Source organism: Pseudomonas sp. P7758 (assembly GCF_013386485.1).
Classification (GTDB): Bacteria; Pseudomonadota; Gammaproteobacteria; order Pseudomonadales; family Pseudomonadaceae; genus Aquipseudomonas.
The window spans coordinates 1-19,133 of the sequence record NZ_JACARS010000007.1; the positions used below are offsets into that span (position 1 = coordinate 1).

Genomic DNA, 19,133 nt, shown 5'->3' on the forward strand with positions numbered 1-19,133 from the left:
TTTCGACCGAGAAGATCGAAACGTTAACAAGGCCAAACAACACTGCCTTACTAACTCCTTCTGGGCTTCGATGATCTGAAGCAACTCGCTGTCGAAACCTACATAACTCTTTGTTTACCAAGGAGTTTTCCGTTTCGACTGCGCCGGAAGTGGGGCGAATTATAGACTTCCAGAATCTGCCGTCAACCCTTAATTCAGCTTTTCTATCAAATAGGCATTTCTGGCTAAAAACCGACCAACTTCCCTCTATATAGAGAGCCTCAACAACCCTCTATATAGAAGAGAAGCTTCAGATGACCCCGGCCTCCCTCAAAGCCGACACATTCGCTGGCGTCAAACCCAGCACTTGCTGCAGCACCTGATAGGTATGCTCACCCAACAGCGGAGGTGCGCTGCGGTATTCAACAGGCGTCTTGGACAGGCGCATAGGACTTGCCACCTGGGGCACAGTACCAGCCAACGCATGAGGCAACTGCATCGCCAACCCGCGCGCTTTTACCTGAGGATCGGCAAACACCTGCGCCAAGTCATTGATCGGGCCGCAAGGCACACCTACTCGCTCCAGCTGAGCTACCCATTCAGCCGTGCTCTTGAACACGGTAGCCTGACGGATCAACGGAATCAGCACCGCCCTGTTGGCCACTCGCAGCTTATTAGTAGCAAACCTAGGATCATCCGCCCACTGGGGCTGCCCAGCCACTTCGGCAAATTTGCGGAACTGCCCATCATTACCCACAGTAAGAATGAAGTCGCCATCCGCCGTAGGAAAATCCTGATAGGGAACGATATTCGGATGAGCGTTACCCAGGCGCTTTGGAGAGACGCCCGTCGTCAGGTAGTTCATCGCCTGATTAGCCAGACAAGCCACCTGCACATCCAGCAACGCCATATCGATATGCTGGCCGCCACCATCATGATCCCGGTGAGCCATGGCCGCCAGGATCGCAACTGTCGAGTAAAGCCCCGTAAGAATATCCGTCAGCGCCACGCCAACCTTAACCGGTCCGGCGCCGTCTTCACCCTCCGGGCGGCCAGTCAGGCTCATCAGCCCGCCAAGCCCCTGGATCATGAAGTCGTAGCCCGCCCGCGTCGCATAGGGCCCGGTTTGACCAAACCCGGTAATCGAGCAGTAGATCAACTCCGGATTGATCTCCTTGAGCGACTCATAGTCCAACCCATAGGCCGCCAAGCCGCCTACCTTGAAGTTCTCGATCAGAATGTCGGACTTCGCCGCCAGGTCACGCACCAGCTTCTGGCCCTCCGGCCGCGTGAAGTCGATCGTCACCGATTCCTTGTTGCGATTGGCAGACAGGTAATACGCCGCCTCAGTGGTGTTTTCCCCATACGCATCCTTGAGGAAGGGTGGCCCCCAGGCACGAGTGTCGTCGCCATTCCCGGGCCGCTCGACCTTGATCACTTCAGCGCCAAGGTCTGCAAGTATCTGCCCGGCCCAAGGGCCCGCCAGCACTCGCGACAAATCCAGTACCCGCAGGTGCGAAAGCGCGCCCATGGTCGTTCTCCTATTAATAGAACGCCTGAATACCGGTTTGCGCTCGCCCCAGGATCAATGCATGCACGTCATGAGTACCCTCATAGGTATTCACCACTTCAAGGTTGACCAGGTGGCGGGCAATGCCGAACTCATCCGAGATGCCGTTACCACCGAGCATGTCACGCGCCATCCGGGCAATGTCGAGCGACTTGCCACACGAGTTACGCTTCATGATCGAGGTGATTTCCACAGCCGCAGTGCCCTCATCCTTCATACGACCCAACCGCAGGCATCCTTGCAGCGCCAGGGTGATTTCAGTCTGCATGTCTGCGAGCTTCTTCTGGATCAGTTGAGTAGCCGCCAAAGGCCGCCCGAACTGCTGGCGATCAAGGGTGTACTGACGCGCGGTATGCCAGCAGAATTCCGCGGCCCCCAGGGCACCCCACGAGATCCCGTAGCGTGCCGAGTTAAGGCAAGTGAACGGTCCTTTCAGGCCACGCACATCCGGGAAGATGTTCTCTTCAGGAACAAACACGTTATCCATGACGATTTCACCGGTGATCGAGGCGCGCAATCCGACCTTGCCGTGGATCGCCGGAGCACTCAGGCCTTTCCAACCCTTTTCCAGCACGAAGCCGCGAATGTCGCCCGCATCGTCCTTGCCCCACACCACGAACACATCCGCAATCGGGCTGTTGGTAATCCACATCTTGCTGCCAGTGAGGCTGTAGCCGCCATCCACTTTGCGCGCGCGGGTAATCATCGCGCCCGGGTCGGAACCATGGTTAGGCTCGGTCAGGCCAAAGCAGCCAATCCATTCACCAGAGGCCAGCTTCGGCAGGTATTTCTGCTTTTGCGCTTCGGTACCGAATTCATTGATAGGCACCATCACCAGTGAGGACTGCACACTCATCATCGAACGGTAGCCAGAGTCCACACGCTCTACTTCACGAGCGATCAGGCCATAGCTGACGTAGTTCAATCCACTGCCACCGTACTGCTCTGGAATCATCGCCCCCAGCAGGCCGGTCTCACCCATTTCGCGGAAGATCGCAGGGTCAGTCTTTTCATGGCGGAAGGCTTCGAGAACACGGGGCGCCAGCTTGTCCTGGGCGAACTGTTGGGCACTGTCGCGCACCATGCGTTCTTCTTCGGTGAGCTGTGAATCCAGCAGCAGTGGATCGATCCAGTTGAAGCTTGCCTTACCGCCCATGAGTGAGTCCTCGCGAAGTAAATCAAAAGTCGTGCATGGAGCCTAGGCCGGGCAGGCGAGGAGGGCAAACGAGGATTTTGCATAGCCTTGTGCTAATTTCTCACTCCGTAACATTCAAAAGCGGCATAGATGCTCTTTACTTGTGAGGTCACGGTACATGCGCAGAAAAATTCCCAGCACCACGGCGCTGGTCAGTTTCGAGGCTGCAGCCCGCCACGAGAGCTTTACCAAGGCGGCACAGGAGCTTTCGATCACCCAGGGCGCAATCTGCCGACAAATCGCCAGTCTTGAGGAGTTTTTAAGTGTCGAGCTGTTTCGACGCTCGCGCCGGGGCGTGAAACTGACAGAAGCAGGGCTTTCCTACAGTCGCCGGGTGGCTACGCAACTTGACGCCGTGGAACGCGACACCCTTTCGATCATGGGACAGCAGGGCACCAACGTTATTGAACTGGCGGTGGTCCCGACGTTCGGCACCCAATGGCTGATCCCACGCCTCAAGGACTTTCAGCACCAGCATCCCGAAGTCACCGTCAACCTGACCAACCGCACACGGCCTTTCCTGTTCGCCGATACCGAATTCGACGCGGCAATCTACTTTGGCGATGCCGACTGGTCCGGTACCGAATCCCACAAACTGATGGGAGAAAACCCGCTCCCGGTATGCAGCCAGCGCTTGCTGGACGGTCGCACGCACTTCACTGCACACGAAATCGCCGAACTGCCCCTGCTGCAACAAACCACTCGACCCTATGCCTGGCGCCAGTGGTTCAACGCGCAACAGCTGGACATACCCCGCGACATGACAGGCCCGCGTTACGAGCTATTCTCCATGTTGTCCCAGGCAGCCATGCACGATATGGGCATTGCACTGATACCGCCGTTCCTTATTCAAAGGGAACTGAGCGATGGGCACTTGGTGATTGCCAGCCCTCAGGTACTGGCGAGCTCAAAGGCTTACTACCTGATGATTCCCGAGAGAAAGGTCGAATCAGCTTCTCTGCATGCGTTCAGAGACTGGCTGATTGATCAGTCGCATCGTTACAACCCCAATATCTAAAGGGTCTTCGTCAATTTATTAACTTTGTAGTCAACAAAATAAAATACCTACATATGTATATATATGTCGCAATTTAGAAGACCGCATCTTTTGACCCTGAAATGGCCTTTAAGCCATGTAGGTATTGGCCTGTAGCCATAAAATTGCAGCGATGCCCAAACATTCACGTCGGCGATGGAGATGCGATGATATTTCGGTAAAAACTCTTTAATCTCCTGTATTTAAACGACTTTAATCTATCCATTGCGACAATCGGTCACGGGGTGACTTGTAGTTAATTTTTCGTCACCCGTCATAATCTCTTGAAGGCCGTAAAGTTCGCCTGCAAAATGCCGCGCCCCGCTGTATTTCAGCGGGATCGTGCTGATCGGCCGCCCAGATTCGCCTGTCGTGGCGCACTGGCCTTTTACAAAAATCAAAGCAAAAAGATCATGCAGGAGATTTGACGTGCACATTGGTGTTCCTCTCGAAACCCAGACCGGTGAAACGCGGGTGGCTGCCACCCCGGAAACCATCAAGAAGCTGATCGGCCAGGGCCACAAGGTCACTGTGCAAAGCGGGGCAGGCATCAATGCCAGTGTCGTCGACAGTGCCTATGAAGCGGCAGGCGCAACCATTGGCAACGCCAGTGATGCATTCGGCGCCGAGCTGATCCTCAAGGTAGTCGCCCCCAATGACAGCGAACTGACGCTGATCAAAAGCGGCGCAGTGCTGGTGGGCATGCTCAATCCGTTCAGCAACGAAACCATCACCCGACTGGCCGAGCATGGCATCACGGCCTTTGCCCTTGAGGCCGCGCCGCGCACCTCCCGCGCGCAGAGCCTGGATGTGCTTTCTTCCCAGGCAAACATTGCCGGCTACAAGGCTGTACTGCTCGCCGCCCATCACTACCCACGCTTCATGCCAATGCTGATGACCGCCGCCGGAACGGTGAAAGCCGCTCGCGTGCTGATTCTTGGAGCTGGTGTAGCAGGGCTGCAGGCGATCGCTACCGCGAAACGCCTGGGTGCGGTCATCGAAGCGTCCGACGTGCGTCCGGCGGTAAAGGAACAGATCGAATCCCTGGGCGCCAAGTTCGTCGACGTGCCATACGAAACTGATGAAGAACGTGAATGCGCGGTTGGCGTGGGCGGTTACGCGCGCCCAATGCCAACAAGCTGGATGCAGCGCCAGGCCCTGGCCGTGCATGAACGTGCCAAGCAAGCCGACATCGTCATCACCACCGCACTGATTCCGGGCCGCAAGGCACCGACCCTGCTCAGCGCCGAGACCGTCGCTCAGATGAAGCCAGGCTCGGTGGTCATCGACCTCGCCGCAGCCCAGGGCGGCAACTGCCCGCTGACCGTGGCAGACCAGGTGGTCGTGGAAAACGGTGTGACCATCTGCGGCCCGACCAACCTGGCCGGCGCCGTCGCCGCCGATGCCTCGGCGCTGTACGCACGCAACCTGCTGGACTTCCTGAAGCTGGTCTTCACCAAGGAAGGGCAGTTTGAAATCAACCTCGAAGACGACATCGTCGCCGCGTGCCTGATGTGCCGCGACGGCCAAGTCATCCGCAAAAACGCCTAAGCAGGGATTCAGACGATGGAAGAGCTTATTTCCCCCGGTATCTACAACCTGATCATCTTCGTGCTGGCGATTTATGTCGGTTATCACGTGGTCTGGAACGTCACCCCGGCCCTGCACACCCCGCTGATGGCCGTGACCAACGCAATTTCGGCGATCGTGATCGTCGGCGCCATGCTGGCAGCCGCACTCACCGTGACACCACTGGGCAAGACCATGGGCACCCTGGCCGTAGCCCTCGCGGCGGTCAACGTGTTCGGTGGCTTCCTGGTTACCCGCAGGATGCTTGAGATGTTCAAGAAGAAAGCCCCGAAAGCAAAAGAAGAGGCGCCATCGTCATGAGCATGAATCTGGTCACGACGCTCTACCTGATCGCGTCGATCTGCTTTATCCAGGCCCTTAAAGGCCTGTCACACCCGACGACGTCCCGGCGCGGCAACCTGTTCGGCATGCTCGGCATGGCGCTGGCAGTGCTCACCACCGTGGGCCTTATCTATAAGCTCGGCGCCGAGCTGGCCACTGCCGGCATTGGCTACGTCATCGTTGGCCTGCTGGTCGGCGGCACCGCCGGCTCGATCATGGCCAAGCGCGTGGAAATGACCAAGATGCCGGAGCTGGTGGCGTTCATGCACAGCATGATCGGCCTGGCTGCAGTGTTTATCGCCATCGCCGCAGTCGTGGAACCACAGTCGCTGGGTATCGTGAAACACCTGGGGGATTCGATCCCCGCCGGTAACCGCCTGGAGTTGTTCCTCGGTGCAGCCATCGGTGCAATTACGTTCTCCGGCTCGGTCATCGCCTTCGGCAAGCTGTCGGGTAAGTACAAGTTCCGCCTGTTTCAGGGCGCACCAGTACAGTTCGGCGGTCAGCACAAGCTGAACCTGGTGCTGGGGCTGTTGACGCTGGGCCTGGGCCTGGCCTTCATGTTCACCGGCAACCTCAGCGCCTTCGCATTGATGCTGGCCCTGGCGTTCGTGCTGGGCGTGCTGATCATTATCCCGATTGGCGGCGCCGACATGCCGGTGGTCGTCTCGATGCTCAACAGCTACTCCGGCTGGGCTGCGGCGGGGATCGGCTTCTCGCTGAACAACTCGATGCTGATCATCGCCGGTTCGCTGGTGGGTTCAAGCGGTGCGATCCTGTCGTACATCATGTGCAAGGCGATGAACCGCTCCTTCTTTAATGTACTGCTCGGCGGTTTCGGCAACACGGCAGACGCCGCCGGCCCGGCCGGCTCGAAAGAAGCGCGCCCGGTGAAATCCGGCTCGGCTGACGATGCAACCTTCCTGCTGACCAACGCCGACACCGTAATCATCGTACCGGGCTACGGCCTGGCGGTGGCACGGGCACAACATGCGCTGAAAGAGCTGACCGAGAAGCTGACCCACCGCGGCGTGACCGTGAAGTACGCGATCCACCCGGTTGCAGGCCGTATGCCTGGTCACATGAACGTATTGCTGGCCGAGGCAGAAGTGCCTTACGACCAGGTGTTCGAGATGGAAGACATCAACTCCGAGTTCGGCCAGGCCGACGTGGTGCTGGTGCTAGGCGCCAACGACGTGGTCAACCCGGCCGCCAAGAACGATCCCAAGTCGCCCATCGCGGGCATGCCGATCCTCGAAGCGTTCAAGGCCAAGACCATCATCGTCAACAAGCGCTCGATGGCCAGCGGCTATGCCGGCCTGGACAACGAACTGTTCTACCTGGACAAGACCATGATGGTCTTCGGCGACGCCAAGAAGGTCATCGAAGACATGGTCAAGGCCGTCGAATAAACACTGCGCCAGCGCAATACCCAAAACCCTGGCCTTTAGTAGGCTGGGGTTTTTTATTGCCGGTAAAAACCGACAAAAGGCTCTAAATCGCTGCCTGGCATTCGACCATGGTAGCGGGACGAAATTTTTTGAAATCACTAGACTGCGCATCTTGCTTCCGTAGCCCGAGATAACAATCCATGTACCGTGATCGTATCCGCTTGCCTTCGTTGTTGAACAAGGTCATGAGCGCGGCTGACGCTGCCGCACTGATCCAGGACGGCATGACCGTCGGCATGAGCGGCTTCACCCGCGCCGGTGAAGCCAAGGCCGTGCCCCATGCCTTGGCCGAACGCGCCAAGACATCACCGCTGAAAATTACCCTGATGACCGGCGCCAGCCTGGGCAACGACCTGGACAAGCAACTGACCGAGGCCGGTGTACTGTCGCGACGCATGCCATTCCAGGTAGATAGCACCCTGCGCAAGGCGATCAACGCCGGCGAGGTGATGTTTATCGACCAACATTTGTCGGAAACCGTCGAGCAGCTGCGCAACAATCAGCTCAAGCTACCGGACATCGCGGTGATCGAAGCCGTAGCGATCACCGAGCAAGGCCACATTGTGCCAACCACTTCCGTGGGCAACTCCGCCAGTTTCGCGATTTTCGCCAAGCAGGTGATCGTCGAGATCAACATGGCGCATAACCCGAACCTGGAAGGCCTGCACGACATCTATATCCCGAGCTATCGCCCGACCCGCACGCCAATTCCGCTGGTGGCCGTGGACGACCGTATCGGCAGCACCGCGATTCCGATTCCGCCGGAAAAGATCGTCGCGATCGTCATCACCAATCAGGCGGATTCGGCCTCCACCGTGACGCCGCCCGACAGCGACACCCAGTCGATCGCCAATCACCTGATCAACTTCCTTAAAGAAGAAGTCGACGCCGGACGCATGACCAACAAGCTCGGCCCGCTGCAGGCAGGCATCGGCAACATTGCCAATGCGGTGATGTGCGGTTTGATCGAGTCGCCCTTCGAAGACCTGACGATGTATTCGGAAGTCCTCCAGGATTCCACATTCGACCTGATCGACGCAGGCAAGCTGAGCTTTGCCTCAGGCAGTTCGATCACATTGTCGGAACGGCGCAACGCCGACGTGTTCGGCAACCTGGAGCGCTACAAAGACAAATTGGTGCTGCGGCCCCAGGAAATCTCCAATCACCCGGAAGTGGTGCGGCGCCTGGGCATCATCGGCATTAACACCGCGCTGGAGTTCGACATCTATGGCAACGTCAACTCCACCCACGTCTGCGGCACCCGGATGATGAACGGAATTGGCGGCTCGGGCGACTTTGCGCGCAACGCGCACCTGGCGATCTTTGTCACCAAGTCGATTGCCAAGGCCGGCGCGATTTCCAGCGTGGTGCCAATGGTCAGCCATGTGGACCATACCGAGCATGACGTCGACATCCTCGTGACCGAGGTCGGCCTGGCGGACCTGCGGGGCCTGGCGCCGCGGGAGCGGGCTCGGGTCATCATCGACAACTGTGTGCACCCGGCGTACCGCGATGCCCTGAACACCTACTTCACCCAAGCCTGTGTGCTGGGCGGGCACACCCCGCATATCCTGCGAGAAGCACTGAGTTGGCACATCAACCTGGAAGAAACCGGGCATATGCTGAAGGCGTGATTGATACAGATTCGGGCTGATGCAAACACAGTTTCATCAGCCCGAGCTTCCGAGCCCAACTTTTATAAAAAACTGTACTGCTGTACCGGTCATTTCCTACCGAAATATCCTACCTCGAACTCCATAAACGCCTAAAACGCACCATAAAAGTGCCGACAGGTACAGTTGCCCCAATTTCGTACAGTACAGCCCCTATAAACAGTTAACTGGCCCCTCACAATACAGGTGAACTGTATCTAGAGAGTCTTGCGCGGGAGGAGGATCATTGGCACCAGTTAAACCACTACCTAATCCCGCCACAAGCGGAAGGATGTCATCATGGAACGTACACTCAGTTCCGATCTGTTCTTCGAAGAAAAAGCTGTAAACACCCAGGCTTCCCTGCCTCTGCGCGTTCTCGCCAACCTGATGTTGTGGCAGCGCCGCATCTCCAGCCGCCATCAACTGGCTCGTCTGGATTCGCGTCTGCTGGCTGACGCCGGTATCAGCGAAGCACAACGCTACGAAGAGCTGAGCAAGCCGTTCTGGCGCTAATTAGCGTCCGCTGGCCCTGACCCACCGGGTCCACCGCCAGCACTCCGAATTGTTAAAGCAGAACCCGCCCCGGGTAACCGGCGGCGGGTTCTGCTGTTTCTGGGGTTTGGATTTTCAATGGCGAAAACAGTCGGGTTTCTACAGACCGATACAGTTTAAAAAATATAACAATTAAGCAGTACAATTTAATCCGCGTGTATCTGTACCGGTAGCACCCTCCAGCCCAAGATGGTGTTCCAGGACCTCATGAAAGGCGCGCGTCATGAATACCAAAAACCAGCAACACCCTCGGTTGATACAGCTACTCAAGCGCACCGCTGCAGCACTCGTCTGCTGGGGGCAACGGGCCCGCACACGCAGGCTGCTGGCTCAACTGGATCCGCGGGAATTGTCCGATGCGGGTATCAGTCACGGCGACCGGGCATCTGAGCTGGCCAAATCGTTCTGGCGCGAGTAATCACCGCAGGAAGCTATCCGAACAGATAAGCGGCGGCTAGTATCCGGCTACCACGTGGCGAACCCTGTAGAACGGGCGTCTGATGCCCATGGTCTCGCTGCTCAAGCAGTAGCTTTGTGCCACCCTTTCGTTCATTTACAGGAGTCACCCCATGTCCCGTCTTCACCTGCTGAGCGCTGCAGCCCTGCTGGCCCTGGCTGCCAATGCCAACGCCTCCAGCCTGATCGTGACCACGGATTCGATCGTCGGCGCACTGAAAGCCACCTCAGACGCCACCTCCGATGCCACTTCCTCCCTGCGTGACAACAAGGTCGTACGTGCCGCCCGTGACGACGCCGCCAGCTTCGTTGCCAGCGAAGGCGCCATCCGTGGCGTAAAACTGGAAAGCGCCCTGGCCCAGATCCGCCAACAGGCTCCACAACTGAATACCGCGACTGACGCGCAACTGGCCCAGGCGATCCTGGCCATCTGACCGCAGGTGGGATAAAGGGGGCGCCAGGCGCTCCCCGAACCCTCCGCGCTGGCTCTCGCCCGGGCATTGCGCTAGCCTTGGCGCTCGTTTTCAGTTGTCGAGTCCCATGGCTTTTTCATACCGCCTGTTGATCGCTCCCGTAGTGTTTTGCACCTGCTGGTCCACGCAAGCTCCGGCCTTTGACCTGTCCACCCAGAGCCTCGTTGTCAGTGCGTATGCCACCAGCAAAGTGACCTCCGCACCGTTCGACCATAAACTGATACTGGCCGCCCAGGATGACGCTGCCGCTTTCATTGCCACTGACGGCCAATGGCGGGGAGCCCGACTGGAATCAGCGCTGGATTATCTGCGCCATACCCAGCCAAAACTTAACGCCAGTGACCTTGAACTGGCGCAAGCAATTCTCGTCCAATAATCATCTTTGTATTTCGGAGTCATTCCATGCGTAGCCCGCTGATCGCCGCCGCTCTCGGCCTGCTGTTGTTGGCCGGTGTTGCCCAGGCACAAACCCTGAAGGCCACCAGTAACATCATCGTCCGAGCCTCGGCCCGTACCATCGATTTCACCTCGGACACCACCACGTCCATCCGCGACTCCAAAGTCGTACGCGAAGCCCACGACGATGCCGCCAGTTTCGTTGCCAGCAATGGCGAGATTCGTGGCGCTCAACTGGAAGCCGCCTTCGACACCCTGCGAACCCGCGTGCCGGAAGCCCGCGACGCCAGCGACCAGGTCCTCGCCGAAGCTATCCTCTCTCTGTGAGGCGCATTGCCGCCTGGCTACTGGCCGGCACCTTGCTGCTGGGCGCCAGCGCGGCTCAGGCCGCCCTGCAACTGCGGCTCAAGACCGATGGCTTGAGCCCGGCCCAGCAGCAGGCGAGCCAGGCATTGCTGGATGAAGCGATGCAGGCGTTGCCGCCGCGCTTCATCGAGCAACTGGACCGGACCATCGACGTCGGCTGGACCGACAAGATGCCCGAGAACGCCTACGGCCAGGCTTCGCTGGTGTCCGAACTGGACCTCAACAGCAACTTGCTGGAAAGCCTTACCGACGGCAGTGCCGCGACGCAAAAAACCAATCGCCCCCACGGCACCGTGCGCCGGGAAATGCTCGCCACCGTGCTGCATGAACTGACCCACATCTATGACCGTGCCCGCCTGTGGTCCAGCGCCGACCGCAAGCTGATCCAGCGTTGCAGCCGCCAGAACAACATCACCGGCCTGATCGGCCTGCCCGATCAATGCCGGGGCCAGAACGACCGCCGCTTTACCCTCAGCGATGACCCACGCCTGCTGGACCTCGCCGGGTGGCCGCAATACGTTGGCCGTCGCGGCGAACGTGAACAGAATAACCATCAGGTCGCCCGCAGCCCGGACATCTACGAAACCACCAGCCCGCTGGAATTCGTCGCCGTCAACATGGAGTACTTCCTCCTCGACCCGAGCTATGCCTGCCGCCGGCCTTCGCTGTACCGCTATTACAAGGAACACTTTGGCTGGGCGCCGCCCGCCCAGGACACCTGTGCCAAAACCTACGCCTTCCTCAACGCCGGCAACGACTTCGCCAAGACTCCACTGGGCCAGGTCGACCCCGAGCGCGTCTACGAAATCGACTACCTGCTGGCCGAAGCCAACCAGAACCTCGTGAGTCGCTGGGGCCACAGCATGCTGCGCCTGGTGATCTGCGCCCCCGGCCGGCCACGGGGCCCGGACTGCCGCCTGGACCTGGACCAGCACCTGGTGTTGTCCTACCGCGCGTTTGTCGGTGACGTACAACTGTCGAGCTGGGACGGCCTGATCGGCAAATACCCGTCGCGGCTGTTCGTGCTGCCGCTGTCTCAGGTCATTGACGAGTACACCAAGACCGAGCTGCGCGGCCTGGCGTCGGTGCCGTTGAAGCTCACGCGCCAGGAGATCAACGATACCGTCGAACACGCCGCCGAAATGCACTGGAGCTACGACGGCAACTACTTCTTCATCTCCAACAACTGCGCAGTAGAGAGCCTGAAACTGTTACGCAGCGGCAGCGCCAACCCGCAGCTGACCGGCCTGGACAACATCACGCCCAATGGCCTGCTGGAAGTCCTCAAGGGCCGAGGCCTGGCCGATACCAGTGTGCTGGACGACAAAAAACGCGCGCTGCGCCTCGGCTATCACTTCGACTCCTTCCGCGAGCGCTACCAGGCGATGTTCGAGGTGTTGAAAAAGCGCCTGCCGATCAAACAGGCTGAAGTGGAGGATTGGTTGTCACTGAGTGCCGAAGAGCGCCGCCCATGGTTCGCCGAAGCCGACCTGCGCGCCAGCGCCGCCTTGTTGCTGCTGGAACAGGCGAGCTTCCGCAAGCAGCTCATGCTGGCCCAGGATGAAGTCAAGCAACGCTACCTTGGCGCCCGCGAGCTGAAGAACGGCGGCATGGAAAAGGCCAACGCGACGTTGCAGCAGATCCTCGCCAACAGTGGCTTCCTCAGTCGCCCGGCAGAGCTGCTGGGCACCAGCGGTTACGGCTTGCCACAACCAACAGAATCCAAACGCCTGGAATCAGAGAGCGCCGCGCGCCAGAAGCAGTTGCAGTCGCTGACCGGCGATCTGGACAAAGAGGTGAGGGCGCTGCTGGAACCGGCCCGCGCGGCGGAGATTGCCGCATGTGAAGCCAACCTCAAGCAGCTAGGCGAGCACTTGCGCGCACTGCACAAGGCCTCCGGCGGGTTCGAACTGCCCTAGAGCGCTTCTCCGGCTTCTTCCGGTAGTTGCTCATCCAGGTGTAACCACGGCAATCGGCTCTCTACCCAGATGTGCCGATCTGCCGGGGCCAGCTCCGGGTGATCCAGGGTTGCGATGGTCACATCGATACTCTCGGTACTCAGTTGCGTTACCAGCGCCAAATGCGCCCCACAGTTAGAACAGAAATACCGCACGCATGTCGGCGAAGATTCGTACTGCGCCGGCGTTCCCGCCACCCAGGCGAACGCGGAACGGGGCAGGGTGATCCAGGTTGTCACCAAGCCGCCGCTGACCCGCCGGCAAATCGAACAGTGGCAGTGGGCAATATCCACCAACGCCCCGCTGAACTGATAACGCACCCGCCCGCAATGGCAGCCGCCTTGGTGTTGCTCATGCATGCTCTGTCTCCCACATCCTTATTTCACACAGGACCAGTCGTCCATTCAACGTAGCCCGTTTCTCAAGCGAAAGCTGGCTGAAAGCTTCCGGGACTAGGATCGCCCACCACTACCGGCAACAGACCGGTTGTTAACAACAACAATGGTGATTCCCGATGTCCGCTCGTACCCGCCTGTTTGCCCCGACTCCACCCGTACGCCTCGTGCCTTTCGTTCTGCGCTGACCCAACCGGTTCGCCATTCCCTAGCCGCGCTACGCCTGGAGTATTCCTATGCTGACTTTCCTTGGCTTTGCCATGGTCATCACGTTCATGTTCCTGATCATGACCAAGCGCCTGTCTGCGCTGATCGCCCTGATCATCGTACCGATCCTGTTCGCGCTGTTCGGCGGCTTTGCCCCGCAGATCGGCCCGATGATGCTCGCGGGCATCACCAAGCTTGCGCCGACCGGCGTAATGCTGATGTTTGCCATCCTCTATTTCGCCTTGATGATCGACTCCGGCCTGTTCGACCCGGCCGTGCGCAAGATCCTCAAGCTGGTCAAGGGCGACCCGCTGAAGGTCTCGGTCGGCACCGCCGTGCTGGCCCTGGTGGTATCACTGGACGGAGACGGCGCCACCACCTACATGATCTGCGTGGCCGCCATGCTGCCGCTTTACCAGCGCATCGGCATGAGCCCGCGGATCATGGCCGGCCTGATCATCCTCGCCGGTGGGGTGATGAACATGACCCCATGGGGTGGCCCGACCGCCCGCGCCGCCAGTGCATTGCACGTGGACCCATCGGATATTTTCGTCCCGATGATTCCAGCCATGGCCGCCGGCGTCGTCGCCATCCTGGTGATTGCCTATATGTACGGCAAGCGCGAACGGGCACGCCTGGGCGAGCTGCACCTGCAAGGCGATGAAATCGACCACAGCGAAATCAGCGTCTCGCAATACCCGGACGCCCGCCGTCCGAAACTGATCTGGTTCAACGGCGCACTGACCTTCGCCCTGATGTGCACCTTGATCGCCGGCCTGTTGCCACTGCCAGTACTGTTCATGGTGGCCTTCAGTATCGCGATGATCGTCAACTACCCATGCCTGCAGATGCAGAAAGACCGGATCGCCGCCCATGCCGGCAGCGTCCTGGCGGTCACCGGCCTGATCTTCGCCGCCGGTATCTTCACCGGCATCCTGTCCGGTACCGGCATGGTCGATGCCATGTCCAAGAGCCTGCTGGCCGTCATCCCTGACGCGCTGGGGCCTTATCTGGCCGTGATCACCGCGCTGGTGAGCATGCCGTTTACGTTCTTCATGTCCAACGATGCCTTCTACTACGGCGTTCTGCCGGTACTGGCCGAAGCCGCCAGCCACTACGGCATCACTGCCGTGGAAATGGCCCGCGCCTCAATCGTTGGCCAGCCTGTGCACTTGTTGAGCCCACTGGTTCCATCGACCTACTTGCTGGTAGCCCTGGCGGGTATCGAATTTGGCGATCACCAGCGCTTCACCCTCAAGTGGGCGGTGCTGGTGTGCCTGTGCATAATGGTCGCCGCTTTGCTGATGGGGATTTTTCCGCTGTTCAGCACTCTATAATCGTACAACTCACTGCGCCGGCTCTTAAGGCTGGCGCGGTCTAACACTCGCTCAAAGGAATACACATGGAATGGCTGACCAATCCGGAAATCTGGATTGCCTTCTTCACCCTGACGGCCCTCGAGATCGTCCTGGGCATCGATAACATCATCATGATTTCGATCCTGGTCAGCCGCATGCCCAAGCACATGCAGGCGCGTACCCGGATCTTCGGCCTGGCGCTGGCGATGGTCACGCGGATCCTGTTGCTGCTGTCGATCACTTGGGTCATGCGCCTCACCGACGATCTGTTCGTGGTGTTCGGCCAAGGCATTTCCGGCCGCGACCTGATCCTGTTCTTCGGTGGCCTGTTCCTGCTGTGGAAAAGCTCCCAGGAGATGTACCACGCCCTGGAAGGTGAAGACGAAACCCACGACGAGCCGAAGGGCGCCGGTGGCAAGTTCATCTACACCATCATCCAGATCGCGATCATCGACATCGTGTTCTCCCTGGACTCGGTGATTACCGCCGTCGGTATGGTTTCCCACGTACCGGTGATGGTGGCCGCGATCATCGTCGCCGTACTGGTGATGATGCTGGCCGCCGGCACCATCAGCGATTTCATCGACAAACACCCGTCGCTGAAGATGCTGGCGCTGTCGTTCCTGCTGGTGGTGGGTACCGTGCTGATCGCCGAAGCCTTCGACGTTCACGTGCCAAAAGGCTACGTTTACTTCGCCATGGCGTTCTCCCTGGCGGTTGAAGCGGTGAACATCAAGATGCGTACCGCCATCGCGAAAAAGAAGAAACAGCAGGACCCTGTGAAACTGCGCAAGGACATTCCGGGTCAATAACCTGGACCCGCTGCTGAAAAAGGGGCTTTAGAGCCCCTTTTTTTCATCTGCAAAAAGCTGATTTCATGACAGTTTTGTTTCAATCCCGACTTTAGCTATGCGATGCTGGCGCCGAGCCCATTCGCCAACTACAGCTTAAGTACAAGACGTAGAACGGCACGCGGCACTATTCACTTGCTCCGATTGGAGCACGACTCAACACAGGGGGCCCAGCATGCTGACCCTGCTCAATCTGCTTTCCGCGGTAACCCTGCTGATCTGGGGCACGCACATCGTCCGTACCGGCATCCTGCGGGTCTACGGCTCCAACTTGCGCCAGGTCATCGGGCAGAACATGTCCAAGCGCTGGCTGGCGTTTATCGCCGGCATCCTGGTGACGGCCATGGTGCAAAGCAGCAACGCCACGGCGATGCTGGTGACTTCGTTTGTCGGCCAGGGCCTGATGGGCCTGATGCCCGCCCTGGCGACCATGCTCGGTGCCGATGTCGGTACCGCGCTGATGGCCCGGGTGCTGACCTTTGACCTGTCGTGGCTGTCGCCGCTGTTGATTTTCCTCGGGGTGATTTTCTTCCTGTCGCGCAAACAGACACGCGCCGGGCAGATGGGCCGTGTCGGGATCGGCCTCGGGCTGATCATCCTTGCGCTGCAACTGATCGTCGAAGCCGCGGGCCCGATCACCCACGCGCAGGGCGTCAAGGTCCTGTTCGCCTCGCTGACCGGCGACATCTTGCTCGATGCCCTGGTCGGCGCACTGTTCGCGATGATTTCCTACTCCAGCCTGGCCGCCGTCCTGCTGACCGCGACCCTCGCCGGTGCCGGCGTGATCGGCCTGCACGTGGCCATCGGCCTGGTGATCGGCGCCAACATCGGCAGCGGCGTGCTGGCCTTCCTCAGCACCAGCATGCAGAACGCCGCCGGGCGCCAGGTGGCCCTGGGCAGCCTGCTGTACAAGCTGATCGGCTTGCTGCTGATCATCCCGGTACTCGACCCGCTGGTCGGCTGGATGGATAACCTGGACTACAGCGCCCAAGGCATGGTGATCACCTTCCACCTGCTCTATAACGTTACTCGCTGCCTGATCCTGCTGCCCACCATCGGCCCGATGTCCCGCTTGTGCGCCTGGTTGCTCCCGGAACGCGAAGAGGTCAACGGCCTGGCCAAGCCGCGCCACCTGGACCTGGCAGCACTCGCCACCCCAAGCCTGGCACTGGCCAACGCCGCCCGCGAAACCCTGCGTCTGGGCGACCTGATCGACAACATGCTGACCTCGATGCTGGAGGTGCTGCGCGGCAAGCAAACCGCCATCACCCAGGAAATGCGCAGCCTGAGCGACGATGTCGAGGCGCTCTACAGCGCGATCAAGCTCTACCTCGCGCAAATGCCCCGGGAAGACCTCAGCGAACAGGACAGCCGACGCTGGGCCGAGATCATCGAACTGTCGATCAACCTGAAACTGGCCGGCGACCTGATCGAACGCATGCTGCGCAAGGTCCAGCAGCAAAAGACCTCCCAGCGCCGTTCATTCTCCGAAGTCGGCCTGGAGGAACTCGCGGGTCTGCAAACCCAACTGATCGCCAACCTGCGCCTGGGGCTCTCGGTGTTCCTCAGTGCCGACCCGGAAAGCGCCCGGCAACTGCTGCGGGAAAAGCGCCGCTTCCGCGCCCAGGAGCGTCGCCTGGCCCACGCCCACGTCAGCCGCTTGCAACGTAAAATCGTACAGAGCCTGGAGACCAGTTCCTTGCACCTGGAGCTGATTGCCGACATGAAGCGTCTCAACTCGCTGTTCTGCAGCAGCGCTTATGTGGTGCTGGAAACCACCGACACCGGCGCCCTCTCGGCGGACGATATTGCCGACATCACCCATTCGCCCTGAACGTACGACGGCGAGTGAAGTCAGTTAACAACGGACCTCACTCGCCAGGAAGCCTGTTATGCGTCGCCTGCTATTCGCCTGCCTGCTCATGGGTTCGGCACACACCTTTGCCTTTGACCGCCTGCAAGTCGAGGGCTACACCCTGCCCAACGGCCTGCAATTGCTGCTCAAGCCGGGCACCGAACGCGGCCATGTGGCAATCCGCCTGGTGGTGGGTGTGGGCCTGGATGACTTCAGTTGCGAAGACAAGGAACTGCCGCACCTGCTGGAGCATTTGCTGTTCAGCGGGATCGACGGTGGCGGCGAAGGTGAGCTGGAAGAACGCATGCAAGCCCTCGGCGGCGACTGGAACGCCTACACCAGCAATGCCGACACCACTTTCGTCATCGAGGCTCCGGCGCAGAACCAGCGCAAGGTGCTCGACCTGCTGCTGGCCATCATCACCCGCACCCAACTGACCGACGCCAACATCAATGCCGCCAAACAGGTGGTGGAGCGCGAAGACGGCGGCCATTACTCACACCTGCAACGGCTGCTGGACCGCCAGGACCTCGGCCACAAGGCCAGCAGTCAGCTTGCCGTCGAATTGGGGCTCAAATGCGCCGAGCGGGCCGAAGTCGAGCACCTGACCCGCGACCAGTTGGAAAAGCTGCGCAAGGCCTGGTACGCCCCCAACAACATGACCCTGATCATCGTCGGCGACCTCGACAAGCTGCTGCCGGCCTATCTCGAACGCACCTACGGCGCACTGGATCCGGTTGACCCCAGCGAACATCGCCCGTTGCCGGAGATTCAACACGCCGCCGCCGTCCGCCGCGACCTGATCCACGGCTGGGTCGGTGACAACGCCAAGCTGCACTGGTTATTCCCCGAGCCGGTGCTGGACGACCAGTACGATGAAACCTTCGACCTGCTCAAGGACTACCTGGATTGGGCGCTGTATCGTCAATTGCGCTTGCAGCACGGCTTGTCCTATGGCCCATGGAGCGAGCGCGAAGTGCTGGGCGGCGTCGGCTTCATGAGCCTCAACGCCGACCTTGAACGCGACAACCTGCCCGAAGCCGAGCACGTGCTGGAAACCCTCAGGGCCCAACTGCTCAAGGATGGCCTCGACCCGGCCACCTTCGCCCGCCTGCAACAAGCCGCCATTGCCCGCCAGGCGTGGGCCGTTCAAGGCAACAGCGCGTTGGCCGACTATTACTGGAGTGCCTCGGGCGACTACGCCAAAGGGCATTTCAGCGACCCGGCCAAGCGCATCAAGGCCGTCAGCCTGGAGCAAGCCAACCAGGCCATGCGCGAGTTGTTCAAGCAGAACGGCTACTGGCGCATCGAGAAACCGTTGTTCAGCTACGATAGCCTCAACTGGATCGCCGCAGGCGCACTGGGGCTGATTGCGATTGTGTTACTAGGTGTGTGGCGTTATCGCAAAGGGATTGCGTAATCGGGCCCCGAGAAAACGGCTAAAACGTTATTCTGTCTGGGATTTTTCC

General features: G+C 59.6%; 18 protein-coding genes. 15 read left to right on the forward strand and 3 right to left on the reverse strand.

Annotated elements, in window-relative coordinates; translation table 11 throughout:
* Positions 1-289: 289 nt before the first annotated feature.
* Both HX873_RS01350 and HX873_RS01355 read right to left on the reverse strand, forming a co-directional pair.
* Positions 290-1,510: a CaiB/BaiF CoA-transferase family protein gene (locus HX873_RS01350; protein WP_102367845.1), complete on the reverse strand. Its 1,221-nt coding sequence runs from the start codon at positions 1,508-1,510 to the stop codon at positions 290-292.
* A gap of 13 nt (positions 1,511-1,523) precedes the next feature.
* Positions 1,524-2,705, reverse strand: a complete 1,182-nt coding sequence (locus HX873_RS01355) for an acyl-CoA dehydrogenase (RefSeq protein WP_003214743.1) — start codon at positions 2,703-2,705, stop codon at positions 1,524-1,526.
* Between the two features lie 157 nt (positions 2,706-2,862).
* Between HX873_RS01355 and HX873_RS01360 the strand changes: the two genes are divergently transcribed.
* The 11 genes from HX873_RS01360 to HX873_RS01410 all read left to right on the forward strand — a co-directional run bounded on the left by HX873_RS01360 (position 2,863) and on the right by HX873_RS01410 (position 12,959).
* Positions 2,863-3,762, forward strand: a complete 900-nt coding sequence (locus HX873_RS01360) for a LysR family transcriptional regulator (RefSeq protein WP_008439666.1) — start codon at positions 2,863-2,865, stop codon at positions 3,760-3,762.
* A gap of 447 nt (positions 3,763-4,209) precedes the next feature.
* Positions 4,210-5,331 carry a Re/Si-specific NAD(P)(+) transhydrogenase subunit alpha gene (locus HX873_RS01365; protein ID WP_003214747.1) on the forward strand — a complete coding sequence of 374 codons (1,122 nt, stop codon included), beginning with the start codon at positions 4,210-4,212 and terminating at the stop codon, positions 5,329-5,331.
* A 15-nt stretch (positions 5,332-5,346) separates the two neighbouring features.
* Positions 5,347-5,670, forward strand: a complete 324-nt coding sequence (locus tag HX873_RS01370) for an NAD(P) transhydrogenase subunit alpha (RefSeq protein ID WP_008439664.1) — start codon at positions 5,347-5,349, stop codon at positions 5,668-5,670.
* Positions 5,667-7,103 carry an NAD(P)(+) transhydrogenase (Re/Si-specific) subunit beta gene (locus HX873_RS01375; RefSeq protein WP_003214748.1) on the forward strand — a complete coding sequence of 479 codons (1,437 nt, stop codon included), beginning with the start codon at positions 5,667-5,669 and terminating at the stop codon, positions 7,101-7,103. Before HX873_RS01370 ends, HX873_RS01375 begins: the two co-directional genes overlap by 4 nt.
* 179 nt (positions 7,104-7,282) lie before the next feature.
* Positions 7,283-8,776 carry an acetyl-CoA hydrolase/transferase family protein gene (locus HX873_RS01380; protein ID WP_087694539.1) on the forward strand — a complete coding sequence of 498 codons (1,494 nt, stop codon included), beginning with the start codon at positions 7,283-7,285 and terminating at the stop codon, positions 8,774-8,776.
* A 318-nt stretch (positions 8,777-9,094) separates the two neighbouring features.
* On the forward strand, positions 9,095-9,310 hold the full coding sequence (locus tag HX873_RS01385) for a DUF1127 domain-containing protein (protein WP_003214752.1): 216 nt from the start codon (positions 9,095-9,097) through the stop codon (positions 9,308-9,310).
* A 262-nt stretch (positions 9,311-9,572) separates the two neighbouring features.
* Positions 9,573-9,767, forward strand: coding sequence for a DUF1127 domain-containing protein (locus HX873_RS01390; RefSeq protein WP_003214754.1), 195 nt, complete (start codon positions 9,573-9,575; stop codon positions 9,765-9,767).
* Between the two features lie 151 nt (positions 9,768-9,918).
* Positions 9,919-10,239, forward strand: a complete 321-nt coding sequence (locus HX873_RS01395; RefSeq protein WP_008439660.1) for a DUF2388 domain-containing protein — start codon at positions 9,919-9,921, stop codon at positions 10,237-10,239.
* Positions 10,240-10,345: 106 nt separating this feature from the next.
* Positions 10,346-10,654, forward strand: a complete 309-nt coding sequence (locus tag HX873_RS01400; protein ID WP_008439654.1) for a DUF2388 domain-containing protein — start codon at positions 10,346-10,348, stop codon at positions 10,652-10,654.
* Between the two features lie 26 nt (positions 10,655-10,680).
* Positions 10,681-11,001 carry a DUF2388 domain-containing protein gene (locus tag HX873_RS01405; RefSeq protein WP_003214760.1) on the forward strand — a complete coding sequence of 107 codons (321 nt, stop codon included), beginning with the start codon at positions 10,681-10,683 and terminating at the stop codon, positions 10,999-11,001.
* Positions 10,998-12,959 carry a DUF4105 domain-containing protein gene (locus HX873_RS01410; protein ID WP_087694540.1) on the forward strand — a complete coding sequence of 654 codons (1,962 nt, stop codon included), beginning with the start codon at positions 10,998-11,000 and terminating at the stop codon, positions 12,957-12,959. The genes HX873_RS01405 and HX873_RS01410 overlap by 4 nt, the downstream gene beginning before the upstream one ends.
* Here HX873_RS01410 and HX873_RS01415 read toward each other — a convergent pair.
* Positions 12,956-13,357 (reverse strand): GFA family protein, encoded by a 402-nt coding sequence (locus tag HX873_RS01415; protein WP_087694541.1) that lies wholly within the window; start codon positions 13,355-13,357, stop codon positions 12,956-12,958. The genes HX873_RS01410 and HX873_RS01415 overlap by 4 nt on opposite strands.
* A 272-nt stretch (positions 13,358-13,629) precedes the next feature.
* Here HX873_RS01415 and HX873_RS01420 point away from each other — a divergent pair, with 272 nt between their 5' ends.
* The 4 genes from HX873_RS01420 (at position 13,630) to HX873_RS01435 (ending at position 19,084) form a co-directional block, all read left to right on the forward strand.
* A complete protein-coding gene (locus tag HX873_RS01420; protein WP_003214766.1) occupies positions 13,630-14,937 on the forward strand; it encodes a CitMHS family transporter in 1,308 nt (435 codons plus the stop codon).
* A gap of 65 nt (positions 14,938-15,002) precedes the next feature.
* Positions 15,003-15,770, forward strand: a complete 768-nt coding sequence (locus HX873_RS01425; protein WP_003214768.1) for a TerC family protein — start codon at positions 15,003-15,005, stop codon at positions 15,768-15,770.
* A 214-nt stretch (positions 15,771-15,984) separates the two neighbouring features.
* A complete protein-coding gene (locus tag HX873_RS01430; RefSeq protein ID WP_087694542.1) occupies positions 15,985-17,643 on the forward strand; it encodes a Na/Pi cotransporter family protein in 1,659 nt (552 codons plus the stop codon).
* Positions 17,644-17,701: 58 nt separating this feature from the next.
* Complete coding sequence (locus HX873_RS01435) at positions 17,702-19,084, forward strand: pitrilysin family protein (RefSeq protein WP_003214772.1); 1,383 nt, start codon at positions 17,702-17,704, stop codon at positions 19,082-19,084.
* The last annotated feature ends 49 nt before the right edge of the window (positions 19,085-19,133 follow it).